Genomic DNA, 14,759 nt, shown 5'->3' on the forward strand with positions numbered 1-14,759 from the left:
CTCGGGTTTGAGGTGCCCCACCCCGGGGAACAGGTCGGGAGGACGCCGCCGGGCGTCCCCCCACACGTGACACTGAGAGGCTCGGTCCCTGGACAAGGGACCGGGCCTTTCGTCTGTTCACGGTAGGTTTCAGTCCATCGTGTCCGCCGTTGAAATACTCGCCGCCGACGTCGCCGGGCCGCTCGACACGGCACCGGGCCGAGTCCTGGTGGGCATCACCGGGCCGCCGGGCGCCGGGAAGTCGACGGTGGCGCAAGCGCTCTTGGGCCGTTTCGACGGCGCGTCCTACGTCCCGATGGACGGCTTTCATCTGTCCAACGCGGTGCTCGAGGAGTTGGGCCGACGTCACCGCAAAGGCGCGCCCGACACCTTCGACGCCGCCGGTTATCTGGCCGTCCTGCGTCGCATCGTCGACGAGTACGGCCGTGAAGATGTCTATGTGCCTGCCTTCGAGCGTCGCCTCGACGAACCGGTGGCCGCAGGTCATGTGGTGCCCGCGACCAGTCGGCTGGTGATCACCGAAGGCAACTATCTGGGTTTGCCCGATGGGCAGTGGGCGCCGGTGCTGCCGCTGCTGAACCGGCTGTACTACGTCGACTGCCCGGCGCGGCAGCGGCGGGTGCGGTTGGTCCGGCGGCACGTCGAGGGCGGTCGCACCCCGCAGGCCGCGGCGGAGTGGGTGGACGCCGTCGACGAACCGAACGCCCGGCTGATCGCGACCGCAAGGCCGCATTGCGATCTCGTCGTCGACGGCTGTTAGCAGCAGCGGGCGCTCGGGTTGGCGTCAGCGTCGCTGTGCCGCTTGCGCCAGTACTGCGCCTCGCTCAGCACAGGCTCGCCCGGGTGGGTGCGGGCGCGATGCTCGACATAGCGGCGGTAGTGACTATCGCCCATCAATGCGCCGACGTACCAACGGATTTGGCGTGCTGCGCGGGTAGCGCGTCCCATTCCTTCTGCACCTCCTTCTCCGCGGAGGTGGAGATCAAGCCGGACGGCCCGAAGATTTTCGACGGCACCGGGGTGTCGTCGCTCAGCGGCGGGCCGCCGCCCCGGATGGCCCGCACCGCCACGATCACGCCGACGGTGAACACGATGACCACCGCGGCGGCGAACACGATCGACAGCGTGCCCTGAATGAAGGTGTTGCGGATGACGGCGTGCAGCTGGTCGGCGTTCTTGGCCGATCCGAACGCTGTCTTGCCCGCCTCCGCGGCGGCGCGGTACTGGAAGTGCTGAGTCCAGTAGCCCACCTTCGGATCACCCGAGAAGATCTTCTGCCACGACGCGGTGAGCGTGACCGTCAAATCCCACAGCAGCGGGATCGCCGGAATCCACGCCCATTTCAGCAGACCCCGCTTGATCACCACCACGGTCACGACGGTCAGCGCTATCGCGGCGAGCAGCTGGTTGGCGATGCCGAACAGCGGGAACAGCGTGTTGATTCCGCCGAGGGGATCGGTGACACCCATCAGCAGGATGGAACCCCAGCCGGCAACCACCACGACACTGCAGATCCATGCCCCCACCCGCCAGCTCGGATTGCGCAACCGGGTGAACGGGCCGCCGAGGTTGGCCAGTCCGTCGGAGAGCATGAACCGGGCGACCCGGGTGCCGGCGTCGACGGTGGTCAGAATGAACAACGCCTCGAACATGATCGCGAAGTGGTACCAGAACGCCCTCAACCCCGGTCCGCCGAACACCTGGTGCAGCACCTCGGACATGCCGAACGCCAGCGTCGGTGCCCCGCCGGTGCGCGAGATGATCGAGTGCTCACCGACGCTCGCGGCGGCGTCGTTGATCTCAGCCGGGGTGATCGGGGCGCCGGACAGGCCAAGGCCGTTGACGTACTTGGCGGCCGTTTCGGCCGTCGTACCGGTCTGCGCCGACGGCGCGTTGATCGCGAAGTAGAGGTGCTGGTTGAGGATGGCGGCGGTGATCAACGCCATGATCGCCACGAACGACTCGGTGAGCATCCCGCCGTAGCCGATCAAGCGCATCTGGCTTTCCTTCTCCAGAAGCTTGGGTGTGGTGCCCGATGAGATCAGCGAGTGGAAGCCCGACAGCGCGCCGCAGGCGATGGTGATGAACAGGAACGGGAACAGTGAGCCGGCGAACACCGGACCGGAGCCGCTCTCGGCGAACTTGGATACCGCCGGGGCTTCCATGATCGGTCGGGCCAGCAAGATCCCGACCGCCAGCAGCGCGATGGTGCCGACCTTCATGAACGTAGACAGGTAATCGCGCGGCGCCAGCAAGAACCACACCGGCAGCACCGAGGCCGCAAGGCCGTAGATGATGATGCACCATGACAGGGTGACCTTGGACAGGGTGAACCAGTCTGCGCCCCAATCGGTTCCGGCCACCCATCCGCCGCTGGCGACGGCGAGCAGCAGCAGGGCGACGCCGATCACGGAGACTTCGGAGACTCGTCCCGGCCGCAGGAAACGCAGGTAGAGACCCATGAAGATGGCGATCGGAATCGTCATCGCGATGGAGAACACCCCCCATGGGCTTTCGGCGAGCGCGCCGACCACGACCAGCGCGAGCACCGCAAGCAGGATCACCATGATGGCCAGCACCGCGATGATCGCCGCCGCCCCGCCGAACGCACCCAGTTCGTCGCGGGCCATCTGGCCGAGAGACCGTCCGCGGCGGCGGGTGGAGATCGCCAGCACCAGATAGTCCTGGACGCAGCCGGCGAAGACCGCGCCGAGGATGATCCAGATCGTGCCGGGCAGATATCCCATCTGCATGGCCAGCACCGGTCCGACGAGCGGGCCCGCCCCGGCGATCGCCGCGAAGTGGTGACCGAACAGCACCCGCCGGTCGGTGGGCATGTAATCGGTGCCGTTCTCGAAGATCTCGGCGGGAGTGGCGTGTTCGTCGCGCGGGCGCACGATCTTCATCTCGATGAGCCGGGCGTAGAACCGGTATCCGATGACGTAGGTGCAGATCGCGGCGATGACGAACCACACCGCGTTGACGGTCTCGCCGCGGAAGAACGCGATGATCGCCCATGCGATCGCGCCCAGGACCGCGACGGCACCGAAGATCAGCTTGTGCCGGAGCGTGATCGGTGACCGGTCGACGATGGCCACCGGCGGCAGCTCAGGGTCGGTGCGGATGTAGGTGACGTCGCCCCTGGTCTCTTCCATGTGTTCCGACGGCGCGCCGGTCGGTGCAGCCACAGTGTTTCTCCCTTGCGCCAGATGTGCAGTGTCGGGCCGTGCGGTGATCCTTTCATTCACAGGTTCGGCGAGTCTCCAATTGGGGCGGATTTCGGCGGGTCTGCGACCAGTCGGTCCCATCCCGAAACCACCCGCTTGGGGGATGCCCCTCGCGGCTTGTGCCGTCACCCTCTATCGCAACCGAGGAGGTGGGCCATGCCGCCATGGCGTTTGCGCGACTACCGCGACGATGACATCGACCAAGCGATCCAGGTGTGGGATCAGAGCCGGGCGCCCGGGTCGGGTGAGCCGGTGTTCACCGTTGCCGAGGTGATGGCCGCCGCGCGTTCCGGGCAGCCTGCCGTGGTCGCCGAAGTGGGCGACGAGGTGGTCGCCATGGCCGTGGCGCAGACCCAGGGCGAACGGGCCTGGATTCTGCTGGTCGCGCTCGGCTCGCGGTGGCGCTACCGCGGCATCGGCAGCGCTCTGCTCAGTGACCTGGAGCGACGGCTGCGTGCGCAGGGGGTGCGACGCATCTGTGCGGTGTTGCCCGACGGGGCCACCGGCGCGGCGGCGATGGAGAACTCCGGCTACGCCCGCCGGGAGGGTTTGGTCTATTTCGAGATGGTCGAGCATCTGGGCCTGGACCAGGCGAATCTGCTCGACGAACTCGGCGGTCAGTTCCTGCCGCCCGGCCTGTTCGACGAGATGGCCGGCATGGAGCAGGAGAAGCAGATCATCGAGCGGCGCATCGTCGACCCGCTGGCGCACCCGGACGTCGCTGAGCGCTACGGGGTGCAGCCGCCCAAAGCGGTGATCCTGTTCGGACCGCCCGGAACCGGGAAGACGAGCTTCGCGAAGGCGATCTCGTCGCGGCTCGGCTGGCCGTTCGTGGAGCTCTTCCCGTCGCGGCTGGCAGCCACCGGCAACGGTGGGCTGGCGGCCTCGCTGCGGGAGGCATTCGCCGAACTGGCTGAACTCGACGAACTGGTGTTGTTCATCGATGAGGTGGAGGAGATCGCGACCGCACGCTCCGGCGCGAGCACCGCCGAGCTGGGGGTCACCAACGAACTCCTGAAGCTGATCCCGGCCTTCCGGCAGAAGGACAACCGGCTTCTGGTGTGCGCGACCAACGCCGTCCACTCCCTGGACTCGGCGTTTCTGCGGCCCGGCCGCTTCGACTACGTGATCCCCGTCGGTCCGCCGGACCAACCGGCCCGCAGGGCGGTGTGGCAGCGCTACCTCGGCAAGGCGCTTGTCCATGTCGACGTCGACGGTCTGGTCGGCGCCTCGGAGTTCTTCACCCCGGCCGACATCGAGTTCGCGGCGCGCAAAGGCGCGCAGGCCGCCTTCGAGCGCGAGATGCGCCACGGCCTCGGCCAGCCGGCCACCACCGAGGACTACCTCGCTGCGATCGGCGAGGTCCGACCGACCCTGACCGCCGACATGCTGGCCGAATTCGAGCGCGGCAAAACTGATTTCGCTCGCGTGTAGTCGCGGCGCGGTCAGTCCCGCTCGTAGAAGGTGCGCACAGTATCGACCGTGTCTGCCTCAGCCGGGCTCTTGTCGTCGCGATATCGCAGCACTCGTGCGAAGCGCAGCGCCATCCCGGCGGGATACCTGCTCGAGCCCTGCACGCCGTCGAATGCGATCTCGACGACCTGCTCGGGACGAACCGGGACCACATACTTGTCGAGCGGACCGGTCGCCAGTTCGCTGAACCGCGCTGTCTGCCACTCCAACATCGCATCGGTCATGCCTTTGAACGTCTTGCCCAGCATGACGAAGTCACCGCTGTCCGGATCGCGCGCGCCCAGATGGATATTCGACAGTTTGCCGGTCCGCCGTCCCGACCCCCATTCCACGGCCAGCACCACCAGATCGAGGGAGTGCACCGGCTTAACCTTCAGCCAGCCGGCGCCGCGACGGCCCGCCTCGTAGGGTGAGGCGGGCGATTTGGCCATCACACCTTCATGGCCGCCCGTCAGAGTCGTATCCAGGAATTGCTGCGCCGCAACGGGATCTGTGGTCATCAATCGGTCGACGCGCTGCTCGGCGGGCACGATCGCGTCCAGCGCGGCCAACCGGGCATGCGTCGGCTCATCGAGCAGGTCGACGCCGTCGAGGTGGAGGATGTCGAAGAAGAACACCGAAAGTGGTTGTGCTGCGCGGGCTGCGGCCACATCGGTGCTCTTCCCGAACCGGGAGGCGGTGACCTGAAACCGGTGCGGGCGGTTGTCGGGGCGCAGGGCGATCGCCTCGCCGTCGGCGATCAGAGAACTCACTGGCAGGGCCAGCGCGGCGTCCACCACCTCGGGCAGCCGGGCCGTCACGTCGTCGAGACTGCGGGTGTAGACGGTGACGTCGTCGCCGGAGCGGTGTATCTGGACGCGGGCGCCGTCGAGCTTGGCCTCGAAAATGGCGTTGCCGCTGAGGCGTTCGAGTGCGTCGGCCACGCCGGTTGCGGTCTGGGCCAGCATCGGACCGACCGGTTTACCCACCGTCAGCGTGAAGTCGTCGAGTGCGTCGACTCCGCCGGTCAGCGCCGAGGCCGCTACCGCGGGCAGATCGCCGCCGAGCATGGCGGCCCGGCGAACGGCGGCGGCGGGCAGGCCCGCGGCCTTGGCCACCGCGTCGGCCATCACCCCGGCCTGTGCGCCTTGGCGCAGCTCGCCGCCGAGCAACCGGCGCAGGAACACCTGTTCGGCGTCGGTGGCAGCACCGAACAGCCCACCGAGCAGTTCGGCTCGCCGGGCTTGGGAGCCCTTGCCTGCGACAGCGCCGATCTCGGTGAACGTCGTATCGACCGCGGCCACCGTCAGCGTGGAGGTGTCAGCCGGAGCGGGCAGGGACCGCAGCGCCGCCCAGCCCACCCCGATCTGCCGCTGCGGAAGATCGCCGGACAGCCACGACACCACGACCTGGACCACCCGCGGATCCCCGACGCCCGACAGCAGCTCCGCGATGCGGGCCACCTTGGCCAGCCGGGAGGACGTCGCTGATACATCGGCCGAGGCGGCTGCGACATCGGAGAGCAACATGTCTCCAGGTTGGCACGGCCTGCCGACAGAAGGCCTTGTCAGCCGATGATCCGTCGTTCTCAGCCTCGCCCGGATTCAGCCCATGACGTCGGGGCTGGTGCGGGTGCTCTGAGTTTGGTTACCGCCTGTCACGGCATCCTGAGCCATAACGTGCCTGATCAGCGGCCCCGATCGTAGCTGGGATTTTGCCTCTGCGAATCGGGGTCGTCGAGATCGTGAAGCGCCGCATCGACAGACTCGGGTCGTGGAAGGCCTGCGCCAAATCTTTCCGTACGGTTTAGGGTCAGTCGGCGTGACCACTGTAACGACGGCATCCGACACCCCGGATCGTCTGCTTGAACGTTACCGCGTGCCGGACTCGTCAGTTTTCTTCATCGGCAGATTCGACACTGGCATAACGGTGCTCTCCCAACAAGTGCGGGCCCTCAATCTGGCCTGGGCGCTTGTCGAATCAGGGCGCGTACCAATGAGTTTGAGATCGGAGGACGAAGGGTGTGCGCTGGACTTACCGCCCAAGCAGATCGCTATCGTTGGTACAGGTTTCGCGGGTATGACTATGGCCGCAGGACTATTAAAGAAGCGTGTAAACGCAGAAATTACACTCTTCGAGCGCCGCGACGCGATCCTGCCTCTGCAACACGGAAGTGACTCCCGGTGGCTCCATCCGCACATCTATGACTGGCCAAGGTCGGGCAGCGAGGCCTTCAGCGCGGCGCTGCCGGTGCTCAACTGGACGGCGAGCAGAGCATCGGATGTTGTGGTGCAAGTACAGCGAGAGTGGGCCCGAGTGGTTACTGAAGCCGCCCTGCCTGCGCCAGACGGCACCGTGTGGGCGTTGCCGACGGTCAATGTCTACTGCAACACGAGTCATATCAAGGTTTCTGAAGGCCTCGACTCGGACAAGCTGATGATCGAGTGGATTGGCGAGAGGCGAGCTGCGGCGAATCCCTCGATTCCGGCTGACAGCAGAGCGAGCGCAGTTGGTGAATCCCAGTCGTTTGACTGTGTGATTCTAGCGGTCGGATTCGGCCTTGAGTCGGGCGCGCGTCCATCGTATTGGCGCAATGAGACCCTGGCACAACCGCACCTTGGCCAAGCGCGAGAAACCTACATTGTTTCGGGCTCCGGTGACGGCGCGATGGTCGATTTGTTTCGGCTGCGCATCTCCGACTACCGCCAGGATCGCATCCTGGGGGAACTGTTTACGCGTGAGTTTGACCTCCTAGGCAGGCTTCGCGGCGAAGATAGTAAGGCGCCTGGTGGCATCGCATTTGAGCAATTGCAGTCAGTCTGGCAAGACGAGTCGCTTGCACATTCAACGGCCCGCGTCCTGGCGAATCTTCGAGGTCGGTTGCGTCAAGACACGGCGGTTATCCTGACCGTTCGTAGGCAAAACTTCACAACGTTGTTCGATGGCAACCGAGTGTCGTTCCAGAATCGGCTCCTGGCTTATCTGCTATACCGTTGCGGTGCCTTCACTTTCGTCATTGCGCCGTCGGATCGCGATGTTCGTCGCGTCGCTACTGAATACGGAGTTGCGCCGGAGAGGGTCATTTTCCGAAGGGGCATCCGGGACTTTTCAGGTCTGACGGATCCATTGGCCATCAGCCTTCGCGAAAAGGTTGCCATCTGTGTGAACGATCATACGCAGTATCGGCAAAGCGATATGCCTCTCTGGCGCGGTGGGTACTTCGATACGCCGGGCGTGACTGAGGCGGAGCAAGCACTTGCTAGTGACCTAGTTAAGGCAACTTGGCGTAAGGAGTACTTGCCAAGCCCGATGGAGGCGATCGCTGCAACCTTCTGTTCCGCGGTCGCTGGGCTCGTCGTTGCCCTTACGAATTCGTCGGCGCGGCTTCGGGTCACACTGCATCGAACGTTGATTGCCGGAGACGAGGTGGTGCTACAGCAGTGCTGCGATTATCAAGGTGTGGACGACGGGGCAGTGGGCGGGCAAGCGGGCCGCACCTTCCCGAGCCACAACGGCACGATAGGCGCCGCGTTCGGTCTCGGACGTGTGGTGCGGACGAAGCCGGGTGCTACGTCGCCGGCGATCGTCGGCGATATGGCGATGCTAAGTCTCAACGTAGCGTCGAAGACGATGTCGACGGGTGTCTCGTCGATCGTTGCTATCCCGTTGCTAGGCTCCCCGAACGGACGACTCCCAGGGCAGTCCCAGAATGTCGTGGGGGTCCTCTACCTTGACAGCTATGACGCGGACGTCTTTATCGGAGAAGCCTTTATGAGGCAGCTGATCCGCATGTGTCAATCGTTCCTGGTGTCGGTATCCGCTGCCAAGGATACGGTCGCCGGGCGCATTGCGAATACCGAGTTCTGGGGGCGTGAGGCGCTTCTCGACCTAGTGCCGCCGGCAGTCGATCCTGGCGATTGGCAAGCACTTCAAGTGGTGGATATCGATGCTCCTAACACTCTTCACCTCGGACACTTGAACTTCGACTATTCGGACTTCACTCCTGTGGAGAAAACATGAACTGCCGGGCGCACGAACTCAAGAGCTGGCCTCAGTTCTTTCGAGCCATCGTTGCCGGGGCTCGATCGCACGAGTTGCGGCGGAATGACCGCAACTACCGCATCGGGGACCAATTGCTGCTTCGGGAATACGATCCGGAGAAGAAGATATACTCGGGTTCATCCTGCAAAGTCGTTGTTACATCGATGACTTCGCAGGATGTTCCTTGCGCGGTGTCGGGGGAAGGTCTTAATCCCGAGTTCTGCGTACTATCGATCCGCGTCGTTTCGGTGTCCCCAGATCTGGTCAGTCAGCATCCCGAATCGTAGATTCGTTTCAGACGACTTTCTCGCTGGAGTGTCGTCTGCTCACAATATGGTTGGCCTCGGCCGAACCGCAGACTGTGTTATTTCGATAAGGGCTCTCCGGTGCCGCTCTCTACCGCCCATCAAGCTGGCCTAGGTCGCTTCGACACACGAAGACTCGCAAGCGCGCGCCGCGTGGGAGTCGCGTGCGCTATTCGAGCTAGTGCGAGGATGCTGGCAAAGGTGAGAACCGAAGCTTCCACCTTGCCAATGGTCAGGCCAAGGCTGCCGGCCGCCGCGTGGGCCACTCCAAAAGCTATTGCTAGGAACATGATCGAGTCGACCGCGGAACTGACTAGATTGCTTCCCAGTACTGCGACTGCGTGCCGGTGTTTAAGCCGTTGATAGACAGCAAGATCAGCGGTCTCGGCAACGAGGAACGTCAACACAGAGGCGACGGCTAGTGCGGGTGTGGCGAAGGCTGCGGTCAATGGCGCGCTGATGGCGATGAGTCCAAACGCTCCAGCTGAGCCAATCCGTCTATGGATCATGTCTCTCAACGTGAACTGCGCGCCGGCAAAAAGAACTCCCGACGGTGCGACTAGCCCGAACCCAACCGGCACGGTATGTGGTTCTCTAGGGCCATTGTCGAACCCCAAGTTCATGATCGCCCAGTTTGCTAGCACGATGCTAGCCAAGAAGGCTGCCATCCAAGCCGCTGTGCCGATGTGGTTGCTGAGCGGCCGTATCGAAATCAATGCAGCCAGCCAATTTTCCGGAGGACTTCTGTATGTTTCCTGCACCCAGGGCAGTTCGCGCACGGAAGGTTTGCTCGATGGCATGAGTGAGTCCATCCAATAACAGCATCTGGTAGACCAGCTGCGGAGACCAACTCAGCTGAATCCATGCGGGCAGCAGGTGCCCTGAGTCGTAAGGCACCCTCCTGCAGAGAAAGCAGGTTGTCCATGACTGCGACGAATTCGCTTGTTCCGTCGGCGTGACGGGCGCTGTCGGAGTTAACGGTTCCGATGAGTACGCAATCGAAACTGCGGAGTACCCCCCAAGCGGCGGCGACCGTGATCAAGAGCTGATTGCGGTATGGCCACCACTCAGGAGATGTTCCGGCTGGATTAGTCGCATCCCCGTTTCCCGCCATCAGTCCGCTGCCAAGGGTGCTTAGGGGAACAGTCAGCGCTGAAAACGCGAGGCCGAGATCCGCTGCCACTTGTCGAGCTGCCCGGTGCTCTGCTGTGGCCGGAAGTTGTCCATAGTCGAGGAACAAGCAATGCTCCGGGCGCTCCAAGGCGGCGACGGCGGCACTGTCCAAGCCTCCGGAGAGCAGGAGCACACGACTCATGACGATTGGCTCTCGACAACCGCGGCCCAGACACTTTGATAAAGAGCGGACGACAGGTCATTTGTAATCACACTTCCTGTGCCTCGAGCCATTGTCCAGGCGTGATCGTCGGGCAGCTCAGCGAATCCGATCACTGGAATGCCGGCATGTGTAGCCCATCCGATTTCAAAGACGGTTCCTGGGTCGGCGCCGTCGAGGAGCGCCAACACGCTATGGCATCCCGTGAGACCTTGCAGATCTTGCTTTGCAACTTCGTCCCCGCCTGGACCGATTTCGTCTAGCGGCGAGAACACCTCGGCCCCGATATTTCTGAGGGCTCGGCGAACAGTTCGCACGAGGTGCCGCTCTGCCACGCTGAAAAACGGTCCGGCGAGATAAATGCGTGGAGTTGCGCCGGCCAGAAACGGTAAAGGTGCTTCCAGCTGTTTCATAGTGCCAGGCGTTACCTGTGGCGTTCCGAGTATCGAATGTGCCGCGGCCAATCGGGATCCGAAGCTAGCTGCAGCGACGGGATCGTCTCCGCCAGACCAGGCGTGACAAAACCCGGCGGAGAATGCGTCGCCAGAGCCAATGGGATGAACTGTTGCAGTTGGGATTACGCCGACGTTTTGGACCACACCCTGATGGGCAACGACTGCCCCTAGTGCTCCACATTTGACGATAGCTGCATCTATTCCGCGATCCAATAACGCCAAGGCGGCTTCCTCGCTACTGGTTGCGCGAGTGAAATTGCGGGCCTCGTGTTCGTTTAGTACCAAGGCCCTACGTTTGCCAGTCGCCGCTTGGAGCACAACTTCAACGGGTGAATGCTGCGGATCAATGACCAGGGTGTCGGCTTTCACAACCGCCGATGTCTCGACCATTCCGAACACCAGGACTGAGTCTTCGTCAACATGCAGGGGTTCGGCAGATGCACCTCCCTGCCTGATCGCACGGTGAACGGGTGTCTCGTAGGTGAAGGCGATCGAATCTGACCGCGGTGTAGCGACGGTCTTGACCCTCAACGTGGCACACACTGCATCGAACTCAGGCCTAGAGCTGTCCTCAATGGCAGTTACAAGGCCAACATCGTCGCCCAAGCTAGCGAGAAGGCCAGCGGCCCGAAGTCCAGATCCGACTAGTCGATCGACGGCTGGGTCGGCGCAAAACTCACGATATGTGCCGCCTACTACAGTGATTCGCATCTTGCTCATCTCTTGGTGCAGCGCGCGAGCGACGAGCGATGTGGAGAGTACTTCGCGTCCCGTCGCCCCGCGCCTACGCGGATACGTTCACGCGCCCCTCAGCCGGATACGCAATCGGATCGGGTTTAGGGTCAAAACTTCTGCTTCGTAGGAATATCCAGAATCGATGCACCGAGTCAAGTCAGCCCACCTCTCGGTAATCGCGCCCAGGACCTCACCTCTGCCTCGCAGATACACCGCTAGCTGGCGCGGTGTTCCCTCCAACACGATGTCGCAGATATCGCCAACGCGAACCGAATCTGCGATGTCCGGATTAGGTGACATCAACGGGGCATCGAAAGTAAGTGTTGCGCAATTGGTTACACCAGGATCCCCAACGGAACCTCGATAGTCGGATCCTCCGCTACCTGCCATATCGCCTCCCAGATCGAAGCATCACAGCATGAATCTAGCGGCCACGCCAGGTCGTGGTACTGATTTGACGCCACTAGTCCAGATCACCAAGAGTGGCTACCCCGAATAGGGTGCGCGCACCGCGGCCGAGGGCAGCCAAAGAAGACCAAATGCACGCATCAAGATCGGCAGTGCCCACATCGCCTAAGTAAGCCCAAGCAACAAATGCTTCCTCAAAGTGTTCGTAGTCGCGGGGAAGTCGCCAGAGTGGGTCGAACACGCCTGCTGCGACGCCTGCACGGCGAATATGAATATCGATGACGGCGATTTGGTTGCTGCGTGTGAGGTTACGCACAGCCCACGATGCCGTTTTTGGGCCCACTCCGGGTAGTTCAACCAGCCAGTTGCGTAGTGTCCGCGGGCAATCAGCGGATGGCGGAGTCGTAGCTGCGAGGTGCCGAATCGCGGCGCTCAGCCGCTGCGCCTTCAACTTCGGGAACCGATAATGAGCGGGGCGATCACGTCCCGCTAGCTCTAGCGGCTGGCTCAGGGCCGCAAGGAAACTCGCCTCGTCAGTGGTCTCGCCAGTTAGTAGTCCAAGTTCCTGGCAGCGACCGAATGCCGCCAAAGTCATTTGCTCAGAGATTCCATAGCCGCCGAGCAGACACAAGGCGACCTCCTCCAGGAGGTTCGAGCCGATCTGATAGGTCTTCGGGCTGGAGCGCTGGCGCGTCTGCTCCACCCAGAAAGCGGGAGTACCAAGATAACTGGGGTCATACCAGCGAATGGTTCGTTGCCAAGCGGATCCTGCTAAGACCGCGTGGCCACCCAACGGCTCGAATGTGCGTGGCGGCCCACTATCGCGTCCGATGGTCGTGATGTCGACAAACGCGACTGGCTCGATGTCGGTCATTTTCGCCGCCGGCTTGATCGCATCGCATGGTCAGCCAACCGCGGCAACGGGGCGTCGAGGGCTCTCGCCAGGCGCGCAACCAGGAAGAACCCTGGCGACGGTATTCCTCCCTGTTCCAACTTGCGGAGTGTGTCCAATGACACACCAGCTGCTAGGGCGATTTCCGCAGCCGTTCTAACACCGCGGATCCTGCGCAATTCCACGCCCAGCTGCTGACCCCATTGTCGTTCGGTCTGTGTCAATGCGCTACGAGGCATCAGATAACTATACCAGGATAGTTATCCTATCTCTGCACGAAATGCTCAGGTAGAGCTGATCAATCGAGAAGTAGCGAAGGGTTGGTGGCGAAGACTGTCGGCAATCCGCAGGCGTCAGGCGACTTCGAAGGACACCGAGTGCCAGCCCGTGGCACCGTCTGGCGCCGGTGGCGCCTGGTCCTGAGTCTGTACCGCACCGGTGTTGTCGGTGGCGCGGACCGTGATCGTGTGGAACCCGCTCTGGGTGGCGGTCCACGGGAAGCTCCACAGCCGCCAGGTGTCATTCGAGTAGGCCGAACCCAGCTGCGCAGGCTGCCACGGACCGTCGTCGATACGGACCTCGACGGTCTTCACCCCCCGGTTCTGCGCCCACGCCACCCCGCCGAAGGTCACCGGACCCGTGGCCACCTTCTGACCGTCACGCGGCACGTCGATCCGCGACTCGGTCTTGATCGGGCCGCGTTCGGACCAGCCGAGCTTCGTCCAATAGGCCTGCACCCGGTCGAAGCGGGTCAACTCAAGGTCCACCACCCACTTGGTGGCCGACACGTAGCCGTACAGCCCGGGCACCACCAGCCGGGCGGGGTAGCCGTGCTCGACCGGCAGCGGAACGCCATTCATCCCGATCGCCAGGATCGAGTCGCGGGCATCGGTGAGCGCCTCCACCGGGGTGCCCGCGGTGAACCCGTCCACTGACGTCGAGAGCACCATGTCGGCATCGGTGTGGATACCGCTGTCCCGCAACAGGTCCCTGACCCGGTAACCGGTCCAGGTGGCGTTCGAGATGAGGTCGCCGCCGACCGGGTTGGACACGCACGTCAGCGTCACGACCTTGTCGATCGGCTCGAACTTCTTCAAATCGTCGAAGGTGTAGGTGATTTCGCGGTCGACCATCCCGTGGATGCGCAGCCGAAAGTCGGCACGGGACAGCTGCGGAACGCTCAGAGCGGTGTCGATGCGGTAGAAGTCGCCGTTGCTGGTGATGAAGCTCGGCAGTTGGACGCCGGCCGGTGTGACGTCGGCGGGAACCGGAGACGGTGGTGCGGCCGAGGGCAGTGCGAAGGTGTCCCGGTCGCCGGACACCGAGTGCAGTCGTCGGGTGACCACCACACCCGCGACGCCGCCGAGCAACCCGAGTCCGGCGAACCCGAGCGTCGCCAGCGACAGCCGGCGGCCGGTATCCACCCCGGCGTCGTCGGAGGCGTCGGTGGCGCGGCCGTCGCCGGAGCGGCCGTCGACGATGCGGCCGGAGGTGAGCAGCCGCAGGACCGCGATCCCGCAGACCGCGCCGAGCAGGGTAGGGATGATGTCGACCAGCCGTGCACCCGGCCGGGCCAGCACTGCCGCGCCTCCGGCTGCGGCCGCCAGCAGGAACGCCACGGAGCCGACCGGGACGCGGGACCGTTCCCAGATTGCGGCGACGGCGGCCAGCACCCCGATCACGGCGATGACCGCCACCGAGAGGAACAGTTTGTCGGCCGTGCCGAAGGTCAGGATCGCCCATTCCTTCACCGGACCCGGCGTCGCGTTGATGACCGCGGTGCCCACGGCGGTACGCGCGTCGGCGGCCGGCGAGAAGAACGCAGCTGTCAGTTGGACTACACCGAGGGCGACGGCGGCCGCAGCCACCCCCGCTCCCATCCGCAGACCGATCGTGGATCGGGCCATGCCA

The 14,759-nt window shown here is 63.7% G+C and carries 14 protein-coding genes; 5 read left to right on the forward strand and 9 right to left on the reverse strand.

Features of this window, described 5'->3' with window-relative positions; translation table 11 throughout:
- Positions 1 to 139: 139 nt before the first annotated feature.
- Positions 140 to 760 (forward strand): nucleoside/nucleotide kinase family protein, encoded by a 621-nt coding sequence (locus tag AB4879_RS03670; RefSeq protein ID WP_370506483.1) that lies wholly within the window; start codon positions 140 to 142, stop codon positions 758 to 760.
- Here the strand turns inward: AB4879_RS03670 and AB4879_RS03675 are convergent.
- Entirely contained in the window at positions 757 to 948 is a 192-nt protein-coding gene (locus tag AB4879_RS03675; RefSeq protein WP_370506484.1) for a YbdD/YjiX family protein, read from the reverse strand. The genes AB4879_RS03670 and AB4879_RS03675 overlap by 4 nt on opposite strands.
- A complete protein-coding gene (locus AB4879_RS03680) occupies positions 894 to 3,188 on the reverse strand; it encodes a carbon starvation CstA family protein (RefSeq protein WP_370506485.1) in 2,295 nt (764 codons plus the stop codon). Before AB4879_RS03680 ends, AB4879_RS03675 begins: the two co-directional genes overlap by 55 nt.
- Before the next feature lie 195 nt (positions 3,189 to 3,383).
- On the opposite strand from AB4879_RS03680, the gene AB4879_RS03685 reads away from it, so the two are divergent.
- The gene (locus tag AB4879_RS03685; RefSeq protein ID WP_102808953.1) at positions 3,384 to 4,661 is read left to right on the forward strand and encodes an ATP-binding protein; all 1,278 of its coding nucleotides are present in this window, start codon (positions 3,384 to 3,386) and stop codon (positions 4,659 to 4,661) included.
- A gap of 11 nt (positions 4,662 to 4,672) precedes the next feature.
- Here AB4879_RS03685 and AB4879_RS03690 read toward each other — a convergent pair whose 3' ends face one another.
- Positions 4,673 to 6,208, reverse strand: a complete 1,536-nt coding sequence (locus tag AB4879_RS03690; protein WP_370506487.1) for an ATP-dependent DNA ligase — start codon at positions 6,206 to 6,208, stop codon at positions 4,673 to 4,675.
- 292 nt (positions 6,209 to 6,500) lie between these two features.
- Between AB4879_RS03690 and AB4879_RS03695 the strand changes: the two genes are divergently transcribed.
- Positions 6,501 to 8,699 (forward strand): hypothetical protein, encoded by a 2,199-nt coding sequence (locus AB4879_RS03695; RefSeq protein ID WP_370506488.1) that lies wholly within the window; start codon positions 6,501 to 6,503, stop codon positions 8,697 to 8,699.
- Positions 8,696 to 9,007 carry a DUF3850 domain-containing protein gene (locus AB4879_RS03700; protein WP_370506489.1) on the forward strand — a complete coding sequence of 104 codons (312 nt, stop codon included), beginning with the start codon at positions 8,696 to 8,698 and terminating at the stop codon, positions 9,005 to 9,007. The genes AB4879_RS03695 and AB4879_RS03700 overlap by 4 nt, the downstream gene beginning before the upstream one ends.
- Positions 9,008 to 9,126: 119 nt before the next feature.
- Here the strand turns inward: AB4879_RS03700 and AB4879_RS03705 are convergent, their stop codons facing one another.
- Positions 9,127 to 9,534 carry a VUT family protein gene (locus AB4879_RS03705; protein WP_370506550.1) on the reverse strand — a complete coding sequence of 136 codons (408 nt, stop codon included), beginning with the start codon at positions 9,532 to 9,534 and terminating at the stop codon, positions 9,127 to 9,129.
- Here AB4879_RS03705 and AB4879_RS03710 point away from each other — a divergent pair.
- Entirely contained in the window at positions 9,455 to 9,844 is a 390-nt protein-coding gene (locus AB4879_RS03710) for a hypothetical protein (RefSeq protein WP_370506555.1), read from the forward strand. The two genes, AB4879_RS03705 and AB4879_RS03710, sit on opposite strands and share 80 nt — an antisense overlap.
- Here the strand turns inward: AB4879_RS03710 and AB4879_RS03715 are convergent.
- The 5 genes from AB4879_RS03715 to AB4879_RS03735 all read right to left on the reverse strand — a co-directional run bounded on the left by AB4879_RS03715 (position 9,738) and on the right by AB4879_RS03735 (position 14,755).
- The gene (locus tag AB4879_RS03715) at positions 9,738 to 10,340 is read right to left on the reverse strand and encodes a 7-cyano-7-deazaguanine synthase (RefSeq protein WP_370506490.1); all 603 of its coding nucleotides are present in this window, start codon (positions 10,338 to 10,340) and stop codon (positions 9,738 to 9,740) included. The two genes, AB4879_RS03710 and AB4879_RS03715, sit on opposite strands and share 107 nt — an antisense overlap.
- A complete protein-coding gene (locus AB4879_RS03720; protein ID WP_370506491.1) occupies positions 10,337 to 11,203 on the reverse strand; it encodes a PfkB family carbohydrate kinase in 867 nt (288 codons plus the stop codon). The genes AB4879_RS03715 and AB4879_RS03720 overlap by 4 nt, the downstream gene beginning before the upstream one ends.
- An 808-nt stretch (positions 11,204 to 12,011) precedes the next feature.
- Entirely contained in the window at positions 12,012 to 12,830 is an 819-nt protein-coding gene (locus AB4879_RS03725; RefSeq protein ID WP_370506492.1) for a hypothetical protein, read from the reverse strand.
- On the reverse strand, positions 12,827 to 13,087 hold the full coding sequence (locus tag AB4879_RS03730; protein ID WP_370506493.1) for a helix-turn-helix domain-containing protein: 261 nt from the start codon (positions 13,085 to 13,087) through the stop codon (positions 12,827 to 12,829). The genes AB4879_RS03725 and AB4879_RS03730 overlap by 4 nt, the downstream gene beginning before the upstream one ends.
- A gap of 114 nt (positions 13,088 to 13,201) precedes the next feature.
- Positions 13,202 to 14,755 carry a molybdopterin-dependent oxidoreductase gene (locus tag AB4879_RS03735; protein WP_370506494.1) on the reverse strand — a complete coding sequence of 518 codons (1,554 nt, stop codon included), beginning with the start codon at positions 14,753 to 14,755 and terminating at the stop codon, positions 13,202 to 13,204.
- Positions 14,756 to 14,759: the final 4 nt, after the last annotated feature.

It is taken from the genome of Mycobacterium sp. SA01 (assembly GCF_041287105.1).
Lineage (GTDB): Bacteria > Actinomycetota > Actinomycetes > Mycobacteriales > Mycobacteriaceae > Mycobacterium.